23 protein-coding genes are annotated in these 23594 nt (G+C 72.4%); 10 read left to right on the top strand and 13 right to left on the bottom strand.

The genetic code is table 11. The features are described 5' to 3' along the window. Positions 1-186 precede the first annotated feature (186 nt). The gene (locus ACFVU7_RS13975; protein WP_074002534.1) at positions 187-2268 is read left to right on the top strand and encodes a tetratricopeptide repeat protein; all 2082 of its coding nucleotides are present in this window, start codon (positions 187-189) and stop codon (positions 2266-2268) included. Here ACFVU7_RS13975 and ACFVU7_RS13970 read toward each other — a convergent pair. Next, positions 2196-3035 (bottom strand): helix-turn-helix domain-containing protein, encoded by an 840-nt coding sequence (locus ACFVU7_RS13970; protein WP_380743736.1) that lies wholly within the window; start codon positions 3033-3035, stop codon positions 2196-2198. The two genes, ACFVU7_RS13975 and ACFVU7_RS13970, sit on opposite strands and share 73 nt — an antisense overlap. Positions 3036-3103: 68 nt before the next feature. Continuing rightward, positions 3104-3883 (bottom strand): SDR family NAD(P)-dependent oxidoreductase, encoded by a 780-nt coding sequence (locus ACFVU7_RS13965; protein WP_388045171.1) that lies wholly within the window; start codon positions 3881-3883, stop codon positions 3104-3106. Positions 3884-4078: 195 nt separating this feature from the next. Between ACFVU7_RS13965 and ACFVU7_RS13960 the strand changes: the two genes are divergently transcribed. Further along, a complete protein-coding gene (locus tag ACFVU7_RS13960; RefSeq protein ID WP_388045170.1) occupies positions 4079-4741 on the top strand; it encodes an NADPH-dependent F420 reductase in 663 nt (220 codons plus the stop codon). Positions 4742-4769: 28 nt separating this feature from the next. On the opposite strand, the gene galK is transcribed toward ACFVU7_RS13960, so the two are convergent. Both galK and galT read right to left on the bottom strand, forming a co-directional pair. Continuing rightward, positions 4770-5897, bottom strand: a complete 1128-nt coding sequence (gene galK / locus ACFVU7_RS13955) for a galactokinase (protein WP_388045169.1) — start codon at positions 5895-5897, stop codon at positions 4770-4772. Then, positions 5894-7048: a galactose-1-phosphate uridylyltransferase gene (galT, locus tag ACFVU7_RS13950; protein ID WP_388045168.1), complete on the bottom strand. Its 1155-nt coding sequence runs from the start codon at positions 7046-7048 to the stop codon at positions 5894-5896. The genes galK and galT overlap by 4 nt, the downstream gene beginning before the upstream one ends. Positions 7049-7159: 111 nt before the next feature. Here galT and ACFVU7_RS13945 point away from each other — a divergent pair, with 111 nt between their 5' ends. Next, the gene (locus ACFVU7_RS13945; protein ID WP_388045166.1) at positions 7160-7987 is read left to right on the top strand and encodes a DeoR/GlpR family DNA-binding transcription regulator; all 828 of its coding nucleotides are present in this window, start codon (positions 7160-7162) and stop codon (positions 7985-7987) included. A gap of 14 nt (positions 7988-8001) precedes the next feature. Here ACFVU7_RS13945 and ACFVU7_RS13940 read toward each other — a convergent pair whose 3' ends face one another. From ACFVU7_RS13940 to ACFVU7_RS13920, 5 genes are all read right to left on the bottom strand, one after another. Beyond that, positions 8002-9066, bottom strand: a complete 1065-nt coding sequence (locus ACFVU7_RS13940) for a LacI family DNA-binding transcriptional regulator (protein ID WP_117487024.1) — start codon at positions 9064-9066, stop codon at positions 8002-8004. 71 nt (positions 9067-9137) lie between these two features. Continuing rightward, on the bottom strand, positions 9138-10973 hold the full coding sequence (locus tag ACFVU7_RS13935) for a glycoside hydrolase family 36 protein (RefSeq protein WP_388045165.1): 1836 nt from the start codon (positions 10971-10973) through the stop codon (positions 9138-9140). Between the two features lie 2 nt (positions 10974-10975). After that, positions 10976-11803: a carbohydrate ABC transporter permease gene (locus tag ACFVU7_RS13930; RefSeq protein ID WP_053111977.1), complete on the bottom strand. Its 828-nt coding sequence runs from the start codon at positions 11801-11803 to the stop codon at positions 10976-10978. Next, positions 11800-12774 (bottom strand): carbohydrate ABC transporter permease, encoded by a 975-nt coding sequence (locus tag ACFVU7_RS13925; protein ID WP_388045164.1) that lies wholly within the window; start codon positions 12772-12774, stop codon positions 11800-11802. The genes ACFVU7_RS13930 and ACFVU7_RS13925 overlap by 4 nt, the downstream gene beginning before the upstream one ends. Next, complete coding sequence (locus ACFVU7_RS13920; protein ID WP_074002528.1) at positions 12771-14117, bottom strand: extracellular solute-binding protein; 1347 nt, start codon at positions 14115-14117, stop codon at positions 12771-12773. Before ACFVU7_RS13920 ends, ACFVU7_RS13925 begins: the two co-directional genes overlap by 4 nt. 439 nt (positions 14118-14556) lie before the next feature. Here ACFVU7_RS13920 and ACFVU7_RS13915 point away from each other — a divergent pair, with 439 nt between their 5' ends. Continuing rightward, positions 14557-15150 carry a hypothetical protein gene (locus ACFVU7_RS13915; protein WP_049650074.1) on the top strand — a complete coding sequence of 198 codons (594 nt, stop codon included), beginning with the start codon at positions 14557-14559 and terminating at the stop codon, positions 15148-15150. 103 nt (positions 15151-15253) lie between these two features. On the opposite strand, the gene ACFVU7_RS13910 is transcribed toward ACFVU7_RS13915, so the two are convergent. Both ACFVU7_RS13910 and ACFVU7_RS13905 read right to left on the bottom strand, forming a co-directional pair. Further along, complete coding sequence (locus ACFVU7_RS13910) at positions 15254-16492, bottom strand: radical SAM protein (protein ID WP_388045163.1); 1239 nt, start codon at positions 16490-16492, stop codon at positions 15254-15256. Positions 16493-16512: 20 nt separating this feature from the next. After that, entirely contained in the window at positions 16513-17244 is a 732-nt protein-coding gene (locus ACFVU7_RS13905; protein WP_380777494.1) for a hypothetical protein, read from the bottom strand. A gap of 145 nt (positions 17245-17389) precedes the next feature. On the opposite strand from ACFVU7_RS13905, the gene ACFVU7_RS13900 reads away from it, so the two are divergent. The 3 genes from ACFVU7_RS13900 (at position 17390) to ACFVU7_RS13890 (ending at position 18930) form a co-directional block, all read left to right on the top strand. Then, positions 17390-18175 carry a DUF5753 domain-containing protein gene (locus tag ACFVU7_RS13900; RefSeq protein ID WP_388045162.1) on the top strand — a complete coding sequence of 262 codons (786 nt, stop codon included), beginning with the start codon at positions 17390-17392 and terminating at the stop codon, positions 18173-18175. 28 nt (positions 18176-18203) lie between these two features. Next, the gene (locus ACFVU7_RS13895) at positions 18204-18413 is read left to right on the top strand and encodes a DUF397 domain-containing protein (RefSeq protein WP_388045161.1); all 210 of its coding nucleotides are present in this window, start codon (positions 18204-18206) and stop codon (positions 18411-18413) included. Between the two features lie 298 nt (positions 18414-18711). Continuing rightward, positions 18712-18930 (top strand): DUF397 domain-containing protein, encoded by a 219-nt coding sequence (locus ACFVU7_RS13890; RefSeq protein WP_388045160.1) that lies wholly within the window; start codon positions 18712-18714, stop codon positions 18928-18930. A gap of 143 nt (positions 18931-19073) precedes the next feature. Here ACFVU7_RS13890 and ACFVU7_RS13885 read toward each other — a convergent pair whose 3' ends face one another. After that, positions 19074-19550, bottom strand: coding sequence for a GNAT family N-acetyltransferase (locus ACFVU7_RS13885; protein ID WP_388045158.1), 477 nt, complete (start codon positions 19548-19550; stop codon positions 19074-19076). Positions 19551-19674: 124 nt separating this feature from the next. Here ACFVU7_RS13885 and ACFVU7_RS13880 point away from each other — a divergent pair, with 124 nt between their 5' ends. Beyond that, on the top strand, positions 19675-20415 hold the full coding sequence (locus ACFVU7_RS13880; RefSeq protein WP_388045156.1) for an ArsR/SmtB family transcription factor: 741 nt from the start codon (positions 19675-19677) through the stop codon (positions 20413-20415). Positions 20416-20503: 88 nt separating this feature from the next. Here ACFVU7_RS13880 and ACFVU7_RS13875 read toward each other — a convergent pair whose 3' ends face one another. Beyond that, positions 20504-21289 (bottom strand): DUF2785 domain-containing protein, encoded by a 786-nt coding sequence (locus ACFVU7_RS13875; protein WP_388045154.1) that lies wholly within the window; start codon positions 21287-21289, stop codon positions 20504-20506. A 181-nt stretch (positions 21290-21470) separates the two neighbouring features. Here ACFVU7_RS13875 and ACFVU7_RS13870 point away from each other — a divergent pair, with 181 nt between their 5' ends. Next, positions 21471-21860, top strand: a complete 390-nt coding sequence (locus ACFVU7_RS13870; protein ID WP_388045152.1) for a hypothetical protein — start codon at positions 21471-21473, stop codon at positions 21858-21860. Positions 21861-21863: 3 nt separating this feature from the next. Further along, complete coding sequence (locus tag ACFVU7_RS13865) at positions 21864-23573, top strand: alpha/beta hydrolase (protein ID WP_388045151.1); 1710 nt, start codon at positions 21864-21866, stop codon at positions 23571-23573. Positions 23574-23594 lie beyond the last annotated feature (21 nt).

Below are 23594 nucleotides of genomic sequence, written 5' to 3'. Positions count from 1 at the left end.
TTCCTTTATAAAAAACGGGGGGACCCCCCCAGGCTTGGCCCCCCCTGCGGGCCAACACCCCGCCCTCCCCCCGCCCCGCCGGACCCCACCGCGGCGGGGCCCCCCCCCCCCGGGGCGCCACGGCAGCGCCGTTTCCGGCTCCCATAATGGAGGCCGGTTCAGCGGGTCGGCGGTGGGGGCAAGCAGGTGCAGGGCTGGCAGGTCAGGAACGGGATCGACGGCAGCACCACTGTGCACGGCGGCGTGCAGCAGGCCGGGGAGATGACCTTCCACCAGTACGCGGCGCCGGCCGCCCCGGTGGAGTGGCCGGTGGTGATCGGGCGGATTCCGCCGAAGGCGACCGCCTTCCAGCCCCGGGAGCAGCTGCGGGAGGCGATCGACGAGGCGCGCGGGCAGTACGGGACGGTCGTGCTCAGCCAGGTCCTGGCGGGCGGCGGGGGCGTCGGGAAATCCCAACTCGCGGCGCACTACGCGCGCGAGGCCGTCGAGGCGGGCACGGACCTGGTCCTGTGGGCCGACGCCGCCGAGCCCTCCGCCGTCACCGAGCTGTACGCCCGGGCCGCGATGGCGGTCCAGGCGCCCGGGACGAGCAGCGATGCGGCCGAGCAGGACGCCGAGCGCTTCCTGGCCTGGCTCGCCGCCACCGAGCGCGGCTGGCTGATCGTTCTCGACAACACCACCGAGCACACCCCCGAGGAGCTGTGGCCCGTCACCAGCCGGGGTGGCCAGGGGCGGGTCATCGCGACCACCCGCCACCGGGGCGCGGCCAGTACAGGCGGCGACCGGGCGCTGGTGGACGTCAGCACCTACTCCCCCGCCGAGTCGGCCGCCTACCTGGGCGAACGACTGGAACGCGCGAAATGCGCCCGCTTCCTCGACGAACACGCGGCCGAGCTCGCCGAGGAACTGGGCCACCTGCCACTCGCGCTGGCCCACGCCGCCGCCTATATGGTCAACACCCGCCGCAGTTGCGGCCGTTACCTCGAACTCTTCCGCGACCGCTCACGCAGCCTGGACACGGTCCTACCAGCCCGCACCGGCGTCGACGGCTACCGGGGACCGGTGACGGCGGCGCTGCTGCTGGCCCTGGACGCGGCACAGCAGGAGGAGCCGGTCGGGCTCGCCGGGCCGGCCCTCCAGTTGGCGGCACTGCTCGACCCGGCCGGGCACCCGCAGGGGCTGTGGAGCACCGAGGAGGTGCTGGAGCATCTCGGCAGCGTTCGCGGCACGCCCGTCACGGCCGACGACGCGCTGGACGCGCTCGCCGTACTGCACAACTACAGCCTCGTCACGCTCACGGAGACCGCCGACCGGGAGGTGACCCTGCACGCGCTCACCGCCCGGGCTGCTCTGGACATCGGTCCGGATGTGCCGGAAGCGTGGCTCGCGGCTGCCGATGCCCTCGCCGAACTGTGGCCGAGTGCGGATTACAGCGCGCAGGGCTTGGCCGCGACACTCCGGGCCAACACCGGCGTGCTTGCCGGGCACCGCACCTCCGACCTGATTCGACCGTCGCGGGGAATTCACCAGCTCTTGTTCTACTGCGGGATCAGCCTCATCGAGGCGGGCCTCTACACCGCCAGCATCCGGTACTGGAGCAGCCTTGCCGCAGCGAGCGAGCGGGTTCTCGGCATCGACCATCCGGACACCCTCACCGCCCGCAACAACCTCGCCGCCGCCTACTCGGACGCCGGGCACACAGACGAGGCCATGCGGCTCCAGGAGGAGGTCCTCGAAGACCGCCGGCGTGTCCTCGGCGACGACCATCCCGACACCCTCACGACCCGCAACAACCTCGCCGTCACCTACCGGGGTGCCGGACGTACCGACGACGCCGTCAGCCTCTTGGAACAGGTCCTCGAAGACCGCCGACGCGTCCTCGGCGACGACCATCCGGACACCCTCACCGCCCGCCACAACCTCGCCGTCACCGAGTCGGAGACCGGGCGGATCGACGACGCCGTCGTCCTCCTGGAGCAGGTCCTCGAGGACCGCCGGCGCGTCCTCGACGCAGACCACCCCGACACCCTCCTGACCTGCAACAACCTTGCCGTCATGTACTGGGAGGCCGGACTCCGGGACCGATCGCTGGAGATGCTCCGCCAGGCAGTGGCCGATCTGGACCGCGTCCTCGGACCGGACCATCCGGACACCGCACTGGCCACGGAGAACCTTCGTGACCTGACCCAAGGACCTCAGCCCGACGCCGCCCACGACAGCAGCACCCGCAGCCCGTCGTCCGAGGCCGAGCCCGGGTCGGCGGTGTAGGTGACCAGCGCCTGTCCGGAGTCGTCGGCGGGCCGCAGCGTGTCGTAGGCGAGGTCGAGCGTCCCTGCGAGGGGGTGGCGGAAGGACTTCCGGCCGGAGGTCTTGTCGGCGACCGGGTGGTCGGCCCACATCTGGCGGAACTCCTCGCTGCCGAGGCAGAGTCGGCCGACCAGTTCGGCGAGCAGGGGGTCGTCGGGGCGGCGGCCGGCTTCGAGGTGGAGGAAGGCGACGTTCTCGCGTGCGCAGCCCGCCCAGTCGGCGTAGAGCTCGCGGGAGGCGGGGTCGAGGAAGGTGATGCGGGCGATGTTGCGGTCCTCGACGGGCAGGGCGCCGTAGTCGCCGAACAGGGCGACGGCGGCGCGGTTCCAGGCCAGGATGTCCATCCGGTGGCCCATCACCACGGCGGGGGTGTGGTGGAGCTGTTCCAGCAGGTGCAGCAGGGAGGGGCGCGGCTGCTGGCGGACGGCGGGGCGGCGGCGCGGCCCGGGCGTGGGGCGGGCGAGGCGGTGGAGGTGGCCGGACTCGTCGGGGGCGAGGCGCAGGGCGCGGGCGACGGCGTCGAGGACGGCGTCGGACGGGTTGCCGACGCGGCCCTGTTCGAGGCGGGTGTAGTAGTCGACGCTGACGCCGGCGAGGTGGGCGAGTTCCTCGCGGCGCAGTCCGGCGACGCGGCGGCGGCCGCCGTAGTCGGGGAGGTCGACGTCCTCGGGGCGCAGGCCGGCGCGGCGGGTGCGGAGGAATTCGCTCAGGGCGCTGCTCGGGTTCACGTCATGGATTCTCACCCGGACGGGTGCCGCCGTGCCTGGTCCTGCCAGGACCAGGCACGAAGAGGCACTCAGCCGGTCAGCGACGGGAAGGCCGGGACGAGCCCGCCGTCGATCACGACGTCCTGACCGGTGATGTACGAGGAGCGCTCGGAGAGCAGGAAGGCGACCGTCTCCGCGACGTCCTCGGCGGTGCCCAGCCGGCCGAGCGGGACGTGGCGGCGGATCGGCTCGTGGTCGGCCGGGTCGGGGACGGCCGCGTGGAACATCTCGGTGACGATGTAGCCGGGGCTGACCGAGTTGACCCGGATGCCGCGCCCGGCGAGTTCGCTCGCGAGGGTGCAGGCGAGGCTGAGGACGGCGGCCTTGCTGGCGGCGTAGACGGCGGCGCCGGGCAGGCCGCGGTGCGGGGTCCAGGAGGCGTTGAGGACGACCGATCCGCCGCCGGCGGCGTCCAGCAGCGGCAGGGCGTGCTGGACGGTGAAGAACACGCCCTTGAGGTTGGTGGCGACGATCCGGTCGAACTCGGCCTCCGCGACCTCGCCGACCGGTTGGAAGCCGGCCACGCCCGCGTTGGCGAAGACCCCGTCGAGGCGGCCGTACCGCTCACTCACGGTGTCGGCCAGCCGGGCGAGGTCGGCGGGTACGGAGGCGTCGGCGCGGACGGTGAGCAGCCGGTCGCCGGCGTCGAGGCGGGCCGCGGCGCGGGCGAGCCGGTCCTCGTCGCGGCCGGTGACGACGACCCGGGCGCCGGTGCCGAGGAGGTGGCGGGCGGTGGCGAAGCCCATGCCGCTGGTGCCGCCGGTGACGAGGACGGCGGGGGTGGTGGCGTCGGAGGAAATGTTGTTCATGGCGTCCACCCTCGGGACCGGCGCCGGGCCGGCACCAGGCCCGTTCCGACCGTGGGTCCCGGAGGACCACCCTCCGAAAGACACCTCTGGAGAACGGCTCCGGAAAACCACTCTCCCGACCGGGAATCGGAGAGATCACCGGGTGGTTGGGCCAAGGCGACGGTCCACTACGGCACTCGCGAAGAAGGACTTCCCATGAAGATCGGCATCATCGGCGCGGGCAACATCGGCGGCAACCTGACGCGGCGGCTGACCGCGCTCGGACATGAGGTGGCGGTGGCGAACTCCCGCGGCCCGGAGACGCTCAAGGCGCTGGTCGACGAGACCGGGGCGACGGCGGTGACGGTCTCCGAGGCCGCCCGCGGGGCACAGGTGGTGGTGGTGACGGTGCCGCTGAAGAACGTGCCGGACCTGCCCGCCGGGCTGCTGGACGGCGCCGCCGAGGGCGTCGCGGTGATCGACACCGGCAACTACTACCCGAAGGAGCGCGACGGCCGGATCGACGCGATCGAGGACGGCGGGCTCACCGAGAGCCGGTGGACGGAGCAGCACATCGGGCACCGGGTGGTGAAGGTGTTCAACGGCACCTACGCCCAGGACCTGCTGGAGCGTCCGCGCCCGGCGGGCGACCCGGAGCGGCTGGCCGTGCCGGTCGCCTCGGACGACGAGGCGGCCAAGCGGGTGATCCGGGCGCTGGTCGACGAGTTGGGCTTCGACACCGTGGACGCGGGCGGCATCGACGAGTCCTGGCGCCAGCAGCCGGCCACCCCGGTGTACGGGCTGCGCGCCGGCGTCGAGGCGGTCACCCGGGCGCTCGCGGAGGCGTCTCCGGAGCGCCCGGCGGCCCACAAGGCCTGACCCCGCCCAAGGAGGCGGAGCCGGCAGCTCACCGGAGCCGGCGCGCCCCCTCCGCCGGGACGGCGGTGAGGGTGCGCGGCTCCGCGTACCCGGCCGCGCGGAACGCGGCGGTGACCTCGGCGGCGACGTGTCCGGCCGCGTCCGCGTCCACCAGGGCGATGACCGAGCCGCCGAAGCCGCCGCCGGTCATCCGCGCGCCGTGGGCGCCGGCGGCCACGGCGGCCTCGACGGCGAGGTCGGTCTCCGGGCAGGAGACCCGGTAGTCGTCGCGCAGCGAGGCGTGTCCGGCGGTGAGGATCGGGCCGAGCGCGGCGGGGTCGCCGGCGTCCAGAAGGGCGACGGCGGCCTCCACCCGGGCGTTCTCGGTGACCACGTGCCGCACCAACGGAACCAGCTCCGGCGGGAGTTGGGCGAGCGCGTCGGCCAGCCCGGACGGCTGGAGCGAGCGCAGCGCGGGCAGCCCGAGCAGGGCGGCGGCCCGTTCGCAGCCGGCCCGCAGCGCGGCGTAGGCGCCGTCGCCGAGGTCGTGCTTCACCCGGGTGTCCAGGACCAGCAGGGCGAGGCCCGCTCCCGCCAGGTCGACGGGCACCTGACGCATCGTCAGATCCCGGCTGTCCAGGAACAGCGCGACCCCGGGGCGGCAGCACATCGAGGCCATCTGGTCCATGATCCCGCAGGGCACGCCGACGAAGGCGTTCTCGGCCCGCTGCGCGAGCACCGCCAGTTCGGCGGCCGAAAGGCCCAGCCCGTACAGGTCGTTGTAGGCCGCGGCGACGGCGCACTCCAGCGCGGCGGAGGAGGACAGCCCGGCGCCGCTGGGCACGTCGCTGTCCAGCCGGAGGTCCGCCCCGCCGACCGGGTGCCCGGCCTCGCGCAGCGCCCAGACCACCCCGGCCGGATAGGCTGCCCAGCCGGGCACGGAGCCCGGCGCGAGGTCGTCGACCGGGATCGCGACGAGCTCCCGGCCCTGGGCGGACCAGAGCCGCAGCTGTCCGTCCCCGCTGCGGGCGGCCTGGGCGCGGACGGTCTGCGGCAGGGCGATCGGGAGGACGAATCCGAGGTTGTAGTCGGTGTGTTCGCCGATCAGGTTCACCCGGCCGGGGGCGGCCCACTCCCCCTCGGACGGACGGCCGTACAGCTGCGCGAAGTCGTTCATGCGGTGGCCTCCCGCAGCCGGCGGGCCGCGTGCTCGGGGGTGACGTCGTTGACGAAGGCGTCCATGCCGGATTCCACCCCGGCCAGGTACTTGAGCTTGTCGGCGGTGCGGCGGATGGTGAACAGCTCCAGGTGCAGGGCGAGTTCGTCCCGCTGTCCGGCGGGGGCCTGGTGCCAGGCGGAGATGTACGGGGTGCGGCCGGTGCCGAAGAGCCGGTCGAAGCGGCGCAGCAACTCCAGGTAGAGGGTGGGGAATTCGTCCCGCTGGTCGGCGTCCAGCGCGGTCAGGTCGGGCACCCGGCGGTGCGGGTACAGGTGCACCTCGTACGGCCAGCGGGCGGCGAAGGGGACGAAGGCCGTCCAGTGCGTCCCGGCGAGGACGACGCGCTCGCCGTGGGCGCGTTCGGCGGCGAGCAGGTCGTCGAAGAGGTTGCGGCCGGCGGTGGCGCGGTGCTCGGCGGCGCGGGCGGCCATCCGGGCGGTGCGCGGCGCGGTGAAGGGCAGGGCGTAGATCTGGCCGTGCGGGTGGGCGAGGGTGACGCCGATCTCGGCGCCCCGGTTCTCGAAGCAGTAGACCTGCCGCACGCCGGGCAGGGCGGAGAGTTCGGCGGTGCGGTCGGTCCAGGCGTCCAGGACCAGCCGGGCCCGCTCGGGGGTGAGGTCGGCGAAGGAGGCCTCGTGGTCGGCGGTGAAGCAGACCACCTCGCAGCGCCCGGCGCCGGGGCCGCTGGTCCACAGGCCCTCGGCGGCCCGGACGGGCTCCGCGGGCGGGCCGGCCAGCGAGGGGAAGCGGTTCTCGAAGACGGCCACCTGGTAGTCCGCGGCCGGGATCTCGCTGTGCCGCCCGTCCCGGGACGGGCAGAGCGGGCACTCCTCGGGCGGCGGCTGGTAGGTGCGCGCCTGGCGGTGGGCCGCGATGGTGACCCAGTCGCCGGTGGCCGGGTCGAGCCGGACCTCGGAGCCGGGGGCCTGCGGGTCGAGCGGCCGTTCGTCCACGGCGTCGCGGCGGGCGGCCGTGCCGCCCTCGCAGGCCGCACCGCCGTCACAGGCGCCGGCGCAGGCCGCGCCGCTGTCGTAGTAGATCAGTTGCCGACCGTCCGCGAGGGTGGTCACGGTCCTGACGGTGGGCTGGGTCAGGGACGTCCCGGGCATGGCCCTTCTTCCTCTGAGCTCTGAGTGGAACACCGGAATCAACAGAAAGCTACAATCTCAAACATTATCCACCAGGGCCACGCACCGGACGTGGTCGAAGGAGGCCTCCCGATGGCTGACAGCGCCCAACCGCTCGCCGGACAGCGCCGCGTGCTGATCCTGGAGCGGATCCGCGCGCGCGGCGGGGTCCGGGTCACCGAACTGGTCCGCGACCTCGGGGTCTCGGACATGACGGTCCGGCGCGACCTGGACGCGCTGGCCCGCCGCGGCCTGGTGCACAAGGTGCACGGCGGCGCGGTCCGGGTCGAGGCGCCGGCCACCGGCGAGCCCGGGTTCGAGGCCAAGGCGCACTGGGAGCTGCCCGCCAAGGAGGCGATCGCCCGGGCCGCCGCCGCGCTCGTACCGCCGGGCTCGGCGGTCGGGCTGGCCGGCGGGACGACCACCTACGCGGTCGCCCGGCGGCTGCGCGCGGTCGAGGGCCTCACCGTGGTGACCAACTCGCTGCGGATCGCCGAGCTGCTGGAACAGCCCGCCGAGGACGGCACCCCGTCCACCGCCACGGTGATCCGCACCGGCGGCGTGCGGACCCCCTCGGACGCGCTGGTCGGGCCGGTGGCCGACCAGGCGATCCGCTCCCTGCACGTCAACCTGCTGGTCCTGGGCTGCCACGGCCTCTCCCCCGAGGCCGGGCTGACCACCCCGAACCTGGCCGAGGCGGAGACCAACCGCGCCTTCCTCCGCTCGGCCCGCCGGGTGGTCGTGGTGGCCGACCACACCAAGTGGAACGCGGTCGGCCTGGCCTCCTTCGCCGACCTGGACCAGCTGGACGTCCTGGTCACCGACGACGCCCTGCCCGCCGAACAGCGGGCGGCCGCCGCCGGACTGGTCGGCGAGCTGATCGTGGCCGCGACGGCGGACCACACGGGCCGAACCGGCTGACGGACCCGAAGGATTCAGCCGGGCCGACCCGAACTGCCCCGCACCACCAGCTCGGTGGGCAGTTCCAGCCCCTCCCCCGCCGCCGTCTCCCCGCGCACCTGGTCCAGCAGCCGGCCGACCAGCGCCGTGGCGATCGCCCGTAGCGGCAGCCGGACCGAGGTCAGCGCGGGGTGGAGGTGGCGGCAGAGCGGCGTGTCGTGGAACCCGGTGACGGCCACCCCGCCGGGCCCGACCACCAGCCCCTCCGCCCGGACCGCCTCGTACACGTCCAGCGCCAGCAGGTCGCTGCCGGCCGCGAAGGCGGTGGGCCGGTCGGGCCCGCGCAGCAGCGCCCGTACGGAGGCCACCACGGAACCCGCGGCCGCCGTACCGGAACTCCCCGCCCCGGAAGCCCCCACCGCCACCGCGGACAGGCCCAACCGGCGTGCCTCGGCCAGGAATCCGGCCCGCCGCGCCGCCATCCAGGGCAGCTCCTCGGCGGCCCCGAGGTAGCCGATCCGGCGGTGGCCGAGCGCCGCGAGGTGCCGCACCACCTCGGCCATCGCCGCCTCGTTGCCGATGTCCACCCAGCGCTGGGGCTCGCCGGGGCCGGTCCGGCCGAAGCTGGCGAACGGGACGCCGAGCCGGGCCGCGTGGGCGATCCGGACGTCCTCGTGCAGGACGTCCGCCAGCACCAGTCCGTCCACCTGACGGGCCGCCACCAGTTCGTCGATGGCGGCCACCGGGTCGGCCGCGCCCTGCCCCGGTCGGAACAGCAGCACCCGCTGCCCCGCCGCCCCGGCCGCGTCGACCAGGGCCTCCAGGAAGCCGGCCATCAGCGGGTTGGGGTCGAGCGGGTCGTCCACCGGGGCGAGGTAGCCGAGGGTGCGCCGGGCGCCGCTGCGCAGCGAGCGGGCCGACTGGTCGGGCTGATACCCGAGTTCGCGGATCGCCGCGTTCACCCGGTCCAGCGTCTCCGGGCGGACCCGCCGCGGCGCGTTGAGCGCGTTGGAGACGGTCTGCCGGGAGACCCCGGCCGCCCGGGCGACCTCCTCGATCGTGGTGGCGCCGCGGCGCGGCCGGTGCGGTCCCTCGGGCATGCGGTTCTCCAGACGTGGTCGGTGCGCGGAGCGGGCCGGGGCCCGGGGCCGGCCGGCGGCCCCGGAGGCGGTCAGCGACGCAGGGTCAGCAGCCCGCCGCGCGGCACCGGGATCACGTCCGCCCGGTCCAGCTCGACCTCGCCCTGCCGGACGATACGCCCCCGGGCGTCCTGCACCGTCACCGCCACCTGCCCGCGGCCGCCGGTGAGCCGGACGTCCGGGTCGGCGTCGGCGTTGGCCACCAGCAGGGTGCGCCAGTCGTCGCCGGAGGCGTCCACCGGCAGCGCGGCGTACCGGGCCACGGCCACCGTGCCGGTGTCGGTACCGGCGCCGGTACCGCCGCCGGTGCCGCGCGCGGTGACCATCGGGTAGCCGAGGTCCGGGCGGGCCGGGAGCAGCTCGCCGAGCTGGAGGGTGTCGGCGTGCTCGCGGAAGACGCCGAGCCAGAAGGCGATCGCCTCGCGCTGCTCCTCGCTCTGGGCGGCGAGGTCGACGGAGATCTGCGGCACCGAGAACAGCACGTTGATCAGGTGGCAGGCGACCTGCTCGGCCGGTTCCTCCCGGTGCCACATCAGCATGTCGGCGTGGACCGGGACGGGCCCGGCGGCCAGCCGCACGTCGATGGTCCGCTGCCGGTTCTCCTGCGGGCTGAGCGGGCAGTCGGTGGCGCGGATCATGGTGGCGTACGGCCACAGGCCGGGGCTGACGTACGGCTGGCGGTGCTCGATCATCGCCTCCGGGTTCGCGGCGGTGATCCGGCCGCGGATCGCGGCGAGCAGCCGCTCCACGCCCTCGTCCACGCTCGCGCAGTCCGCGCCGGGGCGGGCCGGCGGGGCGTCGTCGCGCTCCGCGGCCCGGGCGAACCAGTCGACGAAGTCCACCTTGAGGCCGTCCATGCCCCACTCCTCGACGGCCCGGACGAGCCGGTCGGTGAGGAAGGCCCGGACCTCGGGGTGGCGCGGGTCGGCGACGATCGCGCCCATGTGGGCGGCGTCGGCCAGCGCGAGGTGGCCGATCTCCCGGTACGCGGCGCTGTCCTTGCCGATGAACGGCAGCGCGTACCAGAGCATGTAGCGCACCCCGAGCTCGTGCACCCGCCGGACGTGGGCGGCGGTGTCGGGCAGCGATACCGGCTCCCAGTCGCCGCAGTGGGCGTAGCCGCGGGTGCGGTCGGCGGTCATCCAGCCGTCGTCCACGATGATCACGTCCAGGCCCAGCTCCTTGCCGAGCGCGGCCTGGGTCTCGACGCCCTTGGGGGTGATGTCCTGGTGCATCGAGTACCAGGTGGAGTACGCGGGACGGCGGGCGGCCTCCGGGATGTCGGCCGTACGGCCCTCGCCCCACCAGGCGGCCAGGTCGGCCAGGGCGCGCCCGAAGTGCCGGCGCGAGGTGTCGATCCGGACGGTGAGCCGGTCGGTGGCCTGGGCCCAGAACCGGAACTCGCCGGTCTCCTCGACCACTCCGGCCCCGGCCAGCACGTCCGGGCGACCGGCCGCGAAGGCGCTCAGGGCGACGTCGCCGGTGCCGACCAGCGCGGCGATCGGCGCGCCGTTGGCGAGCGAGGTGCGGCGCGGGGCGCTCCAGGCGGCGGGCAGCCAGCCGGTACCGCGCGGCTCGGGGGTCCAGAGGGCGGTGGCGTCGACGCAGGGCACCCGCCACTCGATCCGGACCTCGCCCGGGCCCTCGGCGGTCACCTCCACCACGCCGTCGGCGACGCCGCGGGCCGTGCCCGTGCCGCTCACCCGCAGGTCCAGCCCGTCGGCGTACAGCGGACGCAGTCCGCTGGCGGCGGTGGGGGCGTGCGGCTCCCAGACCTCGGCCGCCGCCGCGCCGGCCGTCGTCCCGCTCGTACCGGCCGTGGCGCCGGTCGTGCTCACGGTCGTGCCGGTGTCGTTCGTCTCGGTCATGGTCAGCCCTTCGTGGCGCCGGCCAGCAGGCCGGATATGAACTGCCGCTGGAGGACCAGGAAGAGGACCATCATCGGCAGGGTGGACAGCGCGGTGCCGGAGAGGATCGCGCCGTAGTCGGTGTTGGACTTGTTGCCGTGCAGCGTCGCCAGGGCGACCGGCAGGGTGTGCATCTCGGGGCTGCGCAGGGCGATCAGCGGCCAGACGAACTGGTTCCAGGAGCCCAGGAAGAGGAAGATCGACAGGGCCGCCAGCACCGGCCGCATGACCGGCACCACCACGCTGAACAGCACCCGGAGTTCGCCCGCGCCGTCGACCCGGGCGGCGTCCAGGAGCTCGTCCGGCAGGCTGCTCAGCGACTGCCGCATCAGGAAGATGGCGAACGGCACGCACAGGCCCGGCAGGATCAGCGCCTGGTAGGTGTCCAGCAGGCCGAAGTCCGTCATCATCTTGAACAGCGGTACCAGCACGACCTGTTCGGGCACCACGAGGGTGGAGAGCAGCAGCGCGAAGAGCAGGGTTCGGCCGCGGAAGCGGAACTTGGCGAAGGCGTAGCCCGCGAGCAGCGCCACGACCAGGGCGCCCAGGGTCTGGACCCCCGCCACCAGCAGGGAGTTGCCGACCACCCGGAGCAGGCCGATCTTCTGTTCCAGGTGGCTCAGGTTCTCGCCGAGGCTCCCGCCGGGCAGCAGCTTCGGCGGCCAGTCGAAGACCTCGGTGTCCTTGCGGGTGGCCGAGACCACCAGCCAGTAGAAGGGGGCGATCGACAGCCCGGTGACGCCGGCCAGGAAGAAGGTCAGCGGCCAGCCGCGCAGTTTCTTGAGGTTCACTTGTCCTTCTCCCCCATCAGGCGCATCTGGACGGCGCCGAGCACCGACACGAGCAGGGTGAGCGCGTAGGCGATGGCGGAGGCGTAGCCGAAGTCGAAGTACCGGAAGCCGTTCTGGTACAGGTACATGGAGACGGTCAGGGTGGCGTTGTCCGGCCCGCCGCCGGTCAGCACGTACGGCTCGTCGAAGAGCTGGAGCGTGCCGATGGTCGAGAGCACGACGGTGAACAGCAGCACCGGGCGCAGCGCGGGGACGGTGATCGAGGTGAAGCGGCGGATCGGGCCGGCCCCGTCGACCATCGCGGCCTCGTACAACTCCCTTGGTATGGACTGGAGTCCGGCGAGGTAGATGACGGCGTTGTAGCCGGTGTAGTGCCAGGTGAGCACCACGACGACGGCCATCCGGGCCCAGACGGGCTGGCCCAGCCAGTCGACGGAGGGCAGGCCGACGGCGTTCAGCAGCCAGTTGACGGCGCCGTCGTCGGCCTTGAGCAGGTAGGCGAACATCACGCCGGTGGCGACCAGGCCGGTGACCGAGGGCATGAAGACGCCGAGCCGCCACACCGTACGCCAGCGCACCAGCGCGGAGTTGATGCCGACGGCCATCAGCAGGGCCAGGCCGAGCATCAGCGGGACCTGGACGACGAGGATCTCGCCGGTGTTGCGCAGCGCCGTCCAGAACAGCGGATCGTCCAGCAGGCGCCGGTAGTTGGCGAGTCCGGCGTCGCGGGTGGCGGCGCCGGAGCCGGTGGTGAAGGAGAGCAGCAGCGAGTCGATGACCGGGTAGGCCTTGAACACGCCGAAGGTGAGCAGGGCGGGGGCGAGCAGCAGGTACGGCACGGCGCCGCGGCGCCAGCGGGCGCGGCGGAGCCGGCCGGACCGGCCGGGCCCCGCGGATCCCTTGGACCCCTTCGATCCCTCGGACCCCTCGGACCCCTTGGCGAGGGCGGCGGGCGGGCTGGCGGCACTCATGCGATACCGCGTCCCGTCTGCTGGGCGAGCTGCTTGGCGGCGTCCTGGAGGACGGCGGCCGGGTCGGCGCCCTTGAGGAAGACCTTGGTCTGGGCGTCGCTGACGAGCTTGAGGGCGCGGGCGTAGTCGCCGGAGTAGTTGGTCGGGTCCCCGCCCTCGACGGCGAGGTCGGTGAAGGTCTTGAGCACCGGCTGGCCGCCGTAGAAGGCGCTGGGGGCGGCGTACATCGGGTCGGTGTACGCCTCGGTGAGGGCCGGGAAGACGCCGCCCGCGTTGAACATCGTGTTGACCGAGGCGGCGCGGGTGAGCGCGTACTCGACGAACTTCCAGGCGGCGCGGCGGCGCGGGCTGGAGGCGGCGACGGCCAGGTGGGTGGAGTTGACCAGGGCGGTGCGCTTGCCGCCGGGGGTGACCGCCGGGGGCTTGGTGAGGCGCCAGTTGCCGCTCTGGTCGGGGAACTTCTTCTCCAGGTAGTGCGCGACCCAGGTGGGCATCGCGGCCGCCCCGAGCTTGCCGGTCTTCATCACCGGCGGCCAGCTCTGGACGCCGGGGGTGTCGCCGATCAGCCCGGCCTCGTCCAGCCGCTTGATGATCGTCAGGGCCCGCACGGCTGGCTCCGAGGCGACGGTGATCTTGCCCTGGAGGTCGAAGTAGAAGGCGCCCTGGAGCTGCATCAGGCCCTGGAGGAAGTCCAGGTCGGGGGTGGGGTTGGCGGCCCGGTTGACACCGATCAGGGCGATGCCGGGGTTGGCGGCCTTGAAGCGGTCGGCGACGGCGAGCAGGTCGTCCCAGGTGGCGAAGGTCTCGGGGTCGATGCCCGCCTTGTCGAAGTAGTCCTTGCGGTAGAAGAAGCCGAGCGCGTTGACCTCCCAGGGCAGCGCGTAGGCGTGGCCGTCCTTGCCGGTGACGACCGGCCACAGGCCCTTGGCGAACCTGTCCTTGTACGCGTCGGCGCCGAGCGCGGAGAGGTCGGCCAGGCCGCCGGGGAACTTCTCCTGGTAGCCGGGCAGGTAGTCACAGCCGATGTGCAGGACGTCGCCGAGGCCCTGGCCGCCGGCCGCCAGGCCGACGGTGATCTTGTCCCAGATGGCGGGCTCGCCGATGTCCTGGACGTCGACCTTGATCCCCGGGTTGTCCTTCTCGAAGGCCGGGACGATGCCGCGCAGGGCGTCGGCGGCGGTGGCCCAGGACCAGACGGTGATCGTGCCGGTGTCGGCGTCCCCGCCGGCGGCGCCTCCCGAGCCGGAGCCGCCGCCGCAGGCCGCGAGGGAGCCGCCGGCCGCGACGGCCAGCAGGCCGGCTCCGGAGGCGCGGAGAAGGTCGCGTCGGGAAAGGTGTGACATTGCATTCCTCTCGGTGGGGTGGCGCCGGAAGGCTGTGGTGCGAAGGGGGTGGTGCGAGGGGTGGTGCGAGGGGGTGCTGAGCGCAGGCGGGGGTTGCTCGGCTGTTTTGAACGTTCAAACACACAAAACAAACCAGAACCAAACAGGTTCCAACGAGCGGACACAGCAAACGCCCGCCCTCCCCGTGCCGTCAAGACCTGGAGAGGGGAACGACGGGCTCCGCAACCGTTCCGTTATCAGCCGGTGGCCCGGCCCGGCGGGCTGGCCCCGGATCGGTTTCCGGCCAGATTTGTCATGCATCCATCCACTTTCGACCGGCCCCGCCACCCCTCCGACTAGGGTCGCTCCAGCTTCGCGGCACGGCGCCGTACGGCCATCGCGCGGCGCTCCGCGGACCCGTCGATTGGACTGGTGAGTAGTGAACATCAAGCATCGCCACGTGCCCGGTCGTTCATGGACGGCGACGGTCCGGGGCCGGCTCGCCGCCGCGGTGGGGGTGGTCACCCTGCTGGTGGCCGTCCTCACCGGCACGGCCGCCGGCACGGCCACCGCGGCACCGGCGGCGGCACCGGTCGCCGCCGCCCAGGCCTCCCCCGGCTGGGTCTGTCCCGGCACACCCATACCGGACGGCTACGTGATCACCCAGCGCCAGCCGAGCGGGTGCAACAAGGCCGGCGCCTGGTACATCCAGCCCGTGCAGAACGGCATCTGGACCTGCGCCACCTCGCCGATTCCCCCCGGCTACGTGATCACCCTCCACAACGCCACCGGCTGCAGCGGCATCGACTACTGGTACCTGGAAGTGCCCCGCGACGGCCAGTACACCTGCGCGGGCTCACCGATCCCGCCCGGGTACGTGCTCACCGGCCACATGAACTCCGGCTGCGGCAACATCGGCTCGTGGTACCAGCAACTGGCCCGCGTCGGCGAGTACATGTGCCCCTACCAGCCCGTTCCGGCCGGCTTCCGCGCCGGCACCTACAACGCGAGCATGTGCAGCGGCCTCGGGGGCTGGTACCTGCTCGCCGCCTGATCCGACCGTCCCCGGCGGGCAGCGCGCAGCGCCGAGCGCCCGGTGCCCGCCGGGGAGTCCGACCGTCCCGTGTCCCGGCCGCCCATCAGCCGCTCACCCGGACTCAGTCTTCCGCCGACCGCGGCGCCCCGTCGGCGCCGGGGAACCGCGTCCCCGGGGTGACCGGGATCCCGCGGGACATGGCCTCGAAGTCCAGGATCGGGTGGGTCAGGATCTCCTCGACCTCGTCGGTCAGGAGGTTGCCCAGGATGAACTCCTCCTCGGCCCCCGACCCGAAGGTGACGACCTGTCCGCTCGACTGGATCATCCAGTTGAGCAGCTCCCGCTCGCTGCTCTCCGCGAGGTGGACCTCCCGGCCGGGGTGGTCGCGCCGGATGCCGTCCACGACCTCGCGGACGTCCTCGACCGCCACCCCGAGCCTGCGGACCGTGTCCGGCGAAGCCCGTCGGCCCCACCACTGGAAGATCACCCACTGGGCGACCGAGGGATGCGACATGATCTCGGCCGCGAGCTCCGGCAGTTGGTGGAGGTTCTCGGCACTCGCCACGGTGTGCACCCGCACCCGGTCGAAGCCCTCGGCGTCGCACAGCGCGAGGGATTCCAGCAGCGCCCGCAGGAGGTTGCTGTCCGGGCTTCGGCGGAACGCCCGCTGCACGTCCGCGGTGACGGCGTCCAGCGGCAGCCGCAGCGAGGACAGCCCCCGGAGCCGGGCGAGCTTCTCGGCGGTGAGCGTGTAGCCGGTGGTGTCGAGGCCGACCTTGAGCCCGGCGGCGATGGCGTGGTCGACGACGTCGAAGATCGGCGGCCACAGCAGCGGATCACCGCCGGCCAGGACCAGGTCGGTCGTCCCGTGCGCGGCCAGCTTCCCGATGATCCGGTCCGCCTGGGCGAGGTCGATCTGCTCGGCGGCGAACGGGTTGTAGCAGCCCTGGCAGGACATCGGACAGCGGTTGTTGATCGACCAGTTGACCCGCCGCACGCGCCGGCCCGTACGCGGCCGGTCGGCCCGGCCGCGGATCCCGGCCACCAGCTGGGCCAGGCGCCGGGCCTGCGGGAGGGTGGCGTCCGCGAGCAGTTCCTCCGCCCGTTCGACGGCGGCCGCGGTGGCGTTGTTCTGGAGCAGCAGGAACGCCAGGCGCCACCGCATGGCCTCGTCCGCCGGATCCCGGACCAGGGCCTGTTCGACCCGCGAGGTCAGGGCGCCGAGGTAGCCGGGGTTGAAGTGGGCCGGCTCCAGGCGCCGTTGGAAGTCGTCGGCTATGGACCCGCGCTCCAGGGCCCGGTCGTAGCCGGCCCGCAACGGGTGCGGGGGCAGGATCTCCACGTGCTGCCGAGTGGACATGGGGTGCTCTCCGGTGGGGGTCAGTTCGAGGCGGACGGCAGCAGGACGACCATCGAGTCGGCGGACGACAGCCCCATGCTCTCGACGAAGACCGCGTCGCGGACGCGCTGCGCGACGGCGGGGTGGGTGGGGGCGTCGAGGTAGCGGGCGGTGGATTCGAGCGGGGTCAGGCCCCGTTCGGCGATCAGGGTGCGCAGGGCCCGCGGGAGGTTGTCGAGGTCGTCGCGTATCCCGGCCAGGTCGAACCGGTCGGCCAGCCGCGTCGCGGCCCTGCGGGCCTTGGCCAGGTTGGTCGGCGGGTCCTGGACGGTCGCCTTCGCCAGGTAGTAGGGGACGGGCTGCATCATCCAGGCCAGCGCCGCGCGCGGGTCGTCCTCGTGGCCGGGCAGGTCGAAGGCCTCCGGCCCGAGCCCGAGGCCGTCGCAGAACCACTCGGGCCGCATGCTGATCCGGTAGTGGGCGTGGCCGGCCAGCCGGAACGCCGGAAGCCTGGCGATGACGGACGTCGTCTCGATCCCGAAGGTGTCGGAGATCCGCCGCATCCTCCGCCCCACCACGGCCCGGACGTCCGGCACGTGCGCGTCCTCGCCCACGAGGTGGATCAGGTCGAGGTTGGAGACGACGTCTCCGTCCGGCCCGGTGCGGTGGTCGCCACGCGCGAGTGAACCGGTCGCCGCCACCGACATACCGGTGACGTCGGCGAACTCACGGGCCAACTCCTGGAACAGCAGGGGGACGTCTTCGGGTCTCACGTGGCTCCTCAGGTGTCGGCGGCGACGGCGAGGAAGAGAGCTTCACGCGCTCTTCCAAGTCCTTTTACATCGTGGAGAGTTCGTATTCAGGCGCGCAGCCTAACAGCGGCTCACCACAAATGGTCACGTTCGCACCAACTACCCCATGCGATATGACCGATACGCCGACAGAATCATTCATATCCGGTCAATCGAAGGCCACTCGACGCACGTAGACCGGGAACGGGTCGGGCCCGACGAACGCGACCGCCCCCACCGCACCGAAGTGGTACAGCCGGTGGCCGATCTCCCCGGCGGACCGAGGGCCGAACCGGCTGTTGAGGTCGGCAGCCTGGTCGGCGTCCAACGCGAGCAGGGCGAGGCCGGCCCGGACGCGGACTTCCTCGACTTGGAAAGCGATGCCAGGTACATCCAGACGTGGCAACCGCTGGTTCTGCCTGGGCTCTTGCAGACCGAGGACTACGCACGCGCCTTGCTTGGAGCGAACCCGGCGGCTGTCCGCCCCGAACGCATCGACCAACTCGTCAAAGTGCGGATGGAGCGCAAGGGCGTCCTGGTCAAGTCAGAGCCTACGCGCTTCTGGGCGATCATCTGGGAGCCCGCTCTCCGATGCCCGGTCGGTGGAACCAACGTACAGCGCGCACAGTTGGACTACCTGGTAGAAGCCGCACAACGCCCCAACGTCACCTTGCAGGTCGTCCCGCTCGATGTCGGCGCAGTCGCTGGAGCGTGCGGAGCGTTCGTGATGTTCGGCTTCACCGATTCACCGAATCCGGGGGCAGTGTTTCTTGAGACCCTGACCAGCAGCCACTATCTGGAGCAGGAAGCGGAACTGGACGGCCATGGGCTTGTCTTCGACTATCTGAGGTCATCGGCCCTGAATCCGGCCCAGTCGATCGACATGATCACCGCCATCGCGACAGGGACGTGAGTGCGAGATCAGAGAAGAGGGTGAGCACATGACCATGCCGGAGATCTCCGCCCGCGGCTGGTACAAGAGCAGCTACAGCGCCCAGGCGAACGACTGCGTAGAGACCACGCTCGTCGCCAGCAGCGGCATGGCGGTCCGGGACTCGAAGGACCCGAACGGCCCAGCCCTCGCCTTCCCCACCGACACCTGGACGGCGTTCGTCACCGCCCTCAAGACCGGCGAACTTCCCAACATGTGAGCACCCCCGCGCGAGAAGTCGGCCCAGCCGACTTGTCGCGCAACCACACCCACTCGCTCAAGCGAACGGGAACGCCACCCTCAGCACCTCGACGAGGCGGGCCTTGACTGCCTCCGTATAAGCAAGCAGGGTCCGCTGCCCGCCGTCTACGAAGTCGCCGCCCTGGAGAAGCGGGAGGCACTCGCGGCGCCTGCGCGCGAGGGCAAACCCTGGATGTGGCCTTCGATCGGCTTCGGACAGCAGCCCTCGATGTAGGGCCGACGCGGCGGCTCGTCACACAGATTGCAAAGGAACTCGAATGATCGACCCGAGTCGGGACAACCTGACGCACGCGGCTTGGCGAAAGAGCAGGTACAGCACCAACCAGGGCAACTGCATCGAGGTCGCCGACGGCTTTACCGGCACCGTTCCCGTCCGGGACTCCAAGGACCCCGGCGGCCCCGCGCTCGTCTTCCCCGCCGACGTGTGGTCCGCCTTCCTCACCGCCCTCAAGGCCGGCGAGATCCCCAACATCTAAGCGAGAGGACCTGCGCGAGAAGTCGGCCCAGCCGACTTCTCGCGCAACCGATCAGCCAGGACGCCGCCCGCCGCACGACTGACCGGAGCAACCGCCGGAGGGTCCTGCTCCGGCATGACCCGCCCCGGTGCGGCCTGGCGGCTTCAGGGGGCCGCCGACGGGGCGAGGTCCTTCGTCATGAAGACCCTGCTGGTGCCCGGCGGGTCGCACGGGACTTCGCCCAGGCGTCGCCAGCCGTGCTTCGCGTAGAACCCGGGCGCCTGGAAGCTGATCGTGTACAGCACCGCCGTGCGGCAGCCGCGTGCGCGGGCCTCGTTCTCGGCCCGGCGCAGGATCTCGCTGCCCAGGCCGCCACCGCGCAGCTCGCGCGGCAGGAAGAACAGGTCGAGGAAGAACAGCCCGAGTGAGGTGCGACCGGTCAGACCGCCGGTCACCCGGCCGGTCCGGGAGTCGCGCACCAGGACGGCCAGCGGGCGGCGGTCGTCGATGGCGGTCGTGTCGGTGTTGAACCGGTCCAGGGCATCGGAGACGAGCGATACGTCGGTGGGCTCCGGGGCATCGGTGACCGTGAGGCCGATGCCGGGCCAGGGGTTCGGTGGGGTGATGTCGGTGGCGGGCATGAGGTTCCCAGGGCGGTCGGCGGAAGGCGTACGGGCGGAGGACGCGGTGGCCTCGGCCGGTACGGGACGATAGGGCGCGGACGCTTCGGCCCATCCCGAATCGAGACCGACGACAATCGAAGGCATGGACGATCAGCGCGAGAGCCGGGACGTCGGTGTGGACCTGGCCGTCGTGGCCAGGCTGCTGGCCGACGGCACCAGGGCGGACTTCTGTCTGGCCCTGCTGGACGGCCGGGCCTGGACGGCCAAGGAACTGGCCCGTCATGCCGGTGTCGCGGCCTCGTCCGCGACCGAGCACCTGAACGTGCTCGTACGCGGCGGACTCCTCGTCGAGGAACGGCACGGCCGCCACCGCTACCTGCGGATGGCCGATCCGCGCGTGATGGCCCTGATCGAGAGCCTCGCCGCGCTCGCGCCGCACCGCGCCCCCGGACCGCGTTCGCTGTCGGGCTCGGGGCGGCAGCGGGCCCTGGCCCGGGCCCGGCTGTGCTACGACCATCTGGCCGGGGAACTGGGCCTGGCCGTCACCGACTCGATGGCCGATCGCGGCCTGCTGGACTGGGGACCCGATCCGTCGCTCACCGTCAAGGGAGCGGCCTGGCTCGGAGACCTGGGCATCGCACTGCCCGACGCCTCCCGCAGGCCGCTGGTACGCGCCTGTCTGGACTGGACCGAACGGCGCCCGCACCTGGGCGGGGCCGTCGGCGCCGCCGTCTGCGGGCACGCCCTGGCCGCGGGGTGGCTGACCCGGATCGGAACCACCCGTGCCCTCGCCGTCACGGATCTGGGCAGACGTGAACTGCGCGAGCACCTCGGACTGCCCGCGACCACCGACATGCCGTCCCGGGACCAGCAGGCGGACTAGCCTCCCCGGGACACTCGGGGCCGGGCGCGAACGGGGCCCGCGCGAGGAGTCGGCCGGGCCGACTTCTCGCGCTCCCGGCCGCGCGGCGCTACGGGAGCACCGGGCGCAGGACCTCGGCCACCCGGGCCTTGACCACCTCACCGTGGACGAGCGGGACGGGCCGGCCCCCGCGCTCAACCGAAACACCGAGGTCCGCCAGCACATACAGGGCTCGCAGGGTGCGGACGGTGTTGGAGGCCCAGACCGGCATCGGCCCGCGCTCGTACGGGGCGAGGGCCTCGGCGATCGGCGACAGCCAGGCGGTCGACCCCTCCGGCGTCAGGTCGGGGCGGGTGAGGACGAGGGCCACGGCCTTGGCGAGCCGGTCGTCCTCCCGCTCCGCGAACAGGTACTCCGTCGGGGCCAGCAGACGCTCGGCGGCGAGCGCGAGCAGCGGTTCGGGGTCGACCTCGGGCCGCAGCCCGAAGGCCCCCAGCAGGTCCGCCCCGTGCGCCACCGCGTGCAGCCACCCGAGCGCGTCGTCACGGCCCCGCAGGTCGGCCTCCGCGCGGTACCAGCCGGCGAACGCGTCGAGCCACGACGGCCTGAGCACCCCCTGACCCACGATCATCTTCAGGACGAGCGGGGCGAACGTCCTGGCCTCGATCCGCGGATCGCTGAAGCGCCCCGCCATCAGGTCCCCGAGCGCCAGACACCCCTCACCGTCGATCACCCCGCCCCGTATCCAGGCGTCCAGCACCGCGTACGGGTAACCGTCCCTGACCTCCGGGTCCGGATCCCCCAGAGCCACCGCCAACTCCGCGGTCAGTTCATCCAGCCCACGCCCCGGGGGAAGTTCGCAGTCGTTCTCGTAGATCTCACGCCAGTTCGTCACGCGCGGACCCTACCGGCGGCCGCCGAGCCCTTTCACCTGCATTTTCGCCCTCGCCGGCAAGGCCCCGACCGGTTGGATCCGATCACCACCTGCCCGAAAAGGATCATCACTCCGATAAAATCGATCACCACATGATCAAGGAGCCGGCCAGTACGCCGGGTCCGGACCACCGGGGGGAACCGTGGCAGATCCTGATGCGGCCTTGCAGTTCAAGGTCAACCCAGCCGAACTGGACGGCTGCGGACAGAGCGCACAACACATAGGAGGTCTCGTACCGGGCGAGACCTCGAAGATCACGGAGCCGTGCAACCAGGCCGCCGGAACCCTGAAGGGCTGGCTCACGGCCGCCGCGGTGCGCGACTGCGGCGCCAACTGGAAGACGCTGCTGGACAAGCTCGGCAGCGACATGAGCGACGTCGGCGCCAAGCTCGCCACCTCCGCCGGCTACTACCGGCAGGTCGAGAAGGACATCCACGGGCACCTGAAGAGCCAGGACGGCGGAGCGGCGACGGCGGACGAACCCGATCCCTTCGGCACCGTGCTGACCCCGACCGGCGGGAAGGCCCAGTAGCCGATGGACATCAAGACCCTCTACGACGCCAACATCAACAACATCACCATCGCGAAGAACGCCTTCGACAGGCTCTACTCGGCCTTCGGCCAGCACGTGGAGTCCTGGCAGCACGAGGTCGCCGACCGACTGGCCAACTCGCACTGGACCGGTACCGCCTCCGACCACGCCCAGGCCCGGATCCGGTTCCTGGGCACCGAACTCCAGTCCGCCAAGCAGGAGCTCGACCTCATCGGCAAAGCGCTCGCCAAGGCCGCCGAACAGTTCGCGCTGGCCCAGGCCCACCTGGTCTACGCCCTCGACGACGCCAAGACCGCGAAGCTCACGGTGGCCCCGGACGGCGGCATCACCTGGGACAAGGAGCCCACGTCCCCGAACTTCGCGGGCACCGGCGCCGAGACGACGGCGATCGCCATCAGCAACCGCATCACCGCCGCGCTCAACGAAGCCGCCCACGCGGACCAGGAGATCAGCGCGCGACTGAACCACCTGGCGACCAACGCGAGCAACGGCACCGGCCTGGACGCCGCCGCGGTGGCGAAGGACGTGGCCGCCGAAACCGCCCGCGAGCAGATTCCACCGGCGGGGACGGACCCGAACAGCGTCAAGAAGTGGTGGGACGGCCTCACCGAGAGCGAGCAGCAGAAGTTCCTCCACGAGCACCCCGACCAGGTCGGCAACCTCGACGGCGTCCCCGCTGTCGCCCGCGACCAGGCGAACCGCCTGAACCTGGCCCAGGCCCGGACGGACCTCCAGAAGCAGCTCGACGACCTCGACAAGTCCGAGCCCCCCGCGACCGTGGGAACCCCGTACGGCGTCGCCAGGAATCCGGAGCACATCGCCTGGCAGGCCCAACACGACGTCGTGCAGGACAAGTTGAAGGGCCTCAAGGCGATCCAGGACCGGCTGGACAAGCCCGTGACCGCACAGGACCCGCAGCCGTTCCTGCTCAAGCTCGACGCTGCGGCGCCGGGAGGCCGGGCGATCCTCGCGCTGAACAACCCGGACACCGCGGACCACGTGGCCACCTTCGTCCCGGGCACCGAGTCCAGGCTCGGCGGGGTGGACGGCACCATGGACAAGTCGAAGGAGATGTACCGCAGCGCCATCCAGGCGAGTCCCGGCAGCAAGGTCTCCACGATCGCCTACGTGAACTACACGGCACCGCAGTCGGCCAGGCCCAGCTTCACGCAGCCGGTCCCGGACGCGGCCTACGAGGGATACGCCAAGGACGCGGAGCAGAACCTCTACGACTTCCAGTCCGGCCTGCGGGCCACCCACCAGGGGGCGCCGTCCCACAACACGATCATCGGACACAGCTACGGCAGCACGGTCGTCGGCTACACCATGCGCGACAAGGGACTGCCCGTCGACAGCGTGGTCTTCGCCGGAAGCCCCGGCGTCGGCGTCGACAAGGCGGGCGACCTCAACGTCGACCTGGGGAAGGGAACGAAGATGGACCCGTCCAAGGTGTACGCGGTACTCGGCGGCGACGACTCGATCACCGACTGGACACCCGACCCCTTCGCCCCCGGCAACTACAACCCCGCCGGTGACGACTATCGCCTACGCTTCGGGCGCGACCCGATGAACCCCGCCTTCGGTGCCCAGCACCTGCCGTCCCAGAACACCGACCACGACCACTACTGGAACGCCAGGACGCCGTCCTGGAAGGCGTTCGGTCAGGTCATCGCGGGGGAGCCAGTCGCATGAGCCGATCATCGAGGACCGTGC

This window comes from Kitasatospora sp. NPDC058046, from assembly GCF_042885595.1.
In the GTDB taxonomy this organism is placed as follows: domain Bacteria; phylum Actinomycetota; class Actinomycetes; order Streptomycetales; family Streptomycetaceae; genus Kitasatospora.
Note: the sequence above shows the minus strand (reverse complement) of the source record. Positions and strands in the feature narration are given on the sequence as shown.

Coding starts and splice junctions, on each gene's coding strand:
- ACFVU7_RS13965 (WP_388045171.1), bottom strand. CDS start 3,883: ATGAACAACATTTCCTCCGACGCCACCACCCCCGCCGTCCTCGTCACC.
- ACFVU7_RS13960 (WP_388045170.1), top strand. CDS start 4,079: ATGAAGATCGGCATCATCGGCGCGGGCAACATCGGCGGCAACCTGACG.
- galK (WP_388045169.1), bottom strand. CDS start 5,897: ATGAACGACTTCGCGCAGCTGTACGGCCGTCCGTCCGAGGGGGAGTGG.
- galT (WP_388045168.1), bottom strand. CDS start 7,048: ATGCCCGGGACGTCCCTGACCCAGCCCACCGTCAGGACCGTGACCACC.
- ACFVU7_RS13945 (WP_388045166.1), top strand. CDS start 7,160: ATGGCTGACAGCGCCCAACCGCTCGCCGGACAGCGCCGCGTGCTGATC.
- ACFVU7_RS13940 (WP_117487024.1), bottom strand. CDS start 9,066: ATGCCCGAGGGACCGCACCGGCCGCGCCGCGGCGCCACCACGATCGAG.
- ACFVU7_RS13935 (WP_388045165.1), bottom strand. CDS start 10,973: ATGACCGAGACGAACGACACCGGCACGACCGTGAGCACGACCGGCGCC.
- ACFVU7_RS13925 (WP_388045164.1), bottom strand. CDS start 12,774: ATGAGTGCCGCCAGCCCGCCCGCCGCCCTCGCCAAGGGGTCCGAGGGG.
- ACFVU7_RS13920 (WP_074002528.1), bottom strand. CDS start 14,117: ATGTCACACCTTTCCCGACGCGACCTTCTCCGCGCCTCCGGAGCCGGC.
- ACFVU7_RS13910 (WP_388045163.1), bottom strand. CDS start 16,492: ATGTCCACTCGGCAGCACGTGGAGATCCTGCCCCCGCACCCGTTGCGG.
- ACFVU7_RS13900 (WP_388045162.1), top strand. CDS start 17,390: ATGCGATATGACCGATACGCCGACAGAATCATTCATATCCGGTCAATC.
- ACFVU7_RS13895 (WP_388045161.1), top strand. CDS start 18,204: ATGACCATGCCGGAGATCTCCGCCCGCGGCTGGTACAAGAGCAGCTAC.
- ACFVU7_RS13890 (WP_388045160.1), top strand. CDS start 18,712: ATGATCGACCCGAGTCGGGACAACCTGACGCACGCGGCTTGGCGAAAG.
- ACFVU7_RS13885 (WP_388045158.1), bottom strand. CDS start 19,550: ATGCCCGCCACCGACATCACCCCACCGAACCCCTGGCCCGGCATCGGC.
- ACFVU7_RS13880 (WP_388045156.1), top strand. CDS start 19,675: ATGGACGATCAGCGCGAGAGCCGGGACGTCGGTGTGGACCTGGCCGTC.
- ACFVU7_RS13865 (WP_388045151.1), top strand. CDS start 21,864: ATGGACATCAAGACCCTCTACGACGCCAACATCAACAACATCACCATC.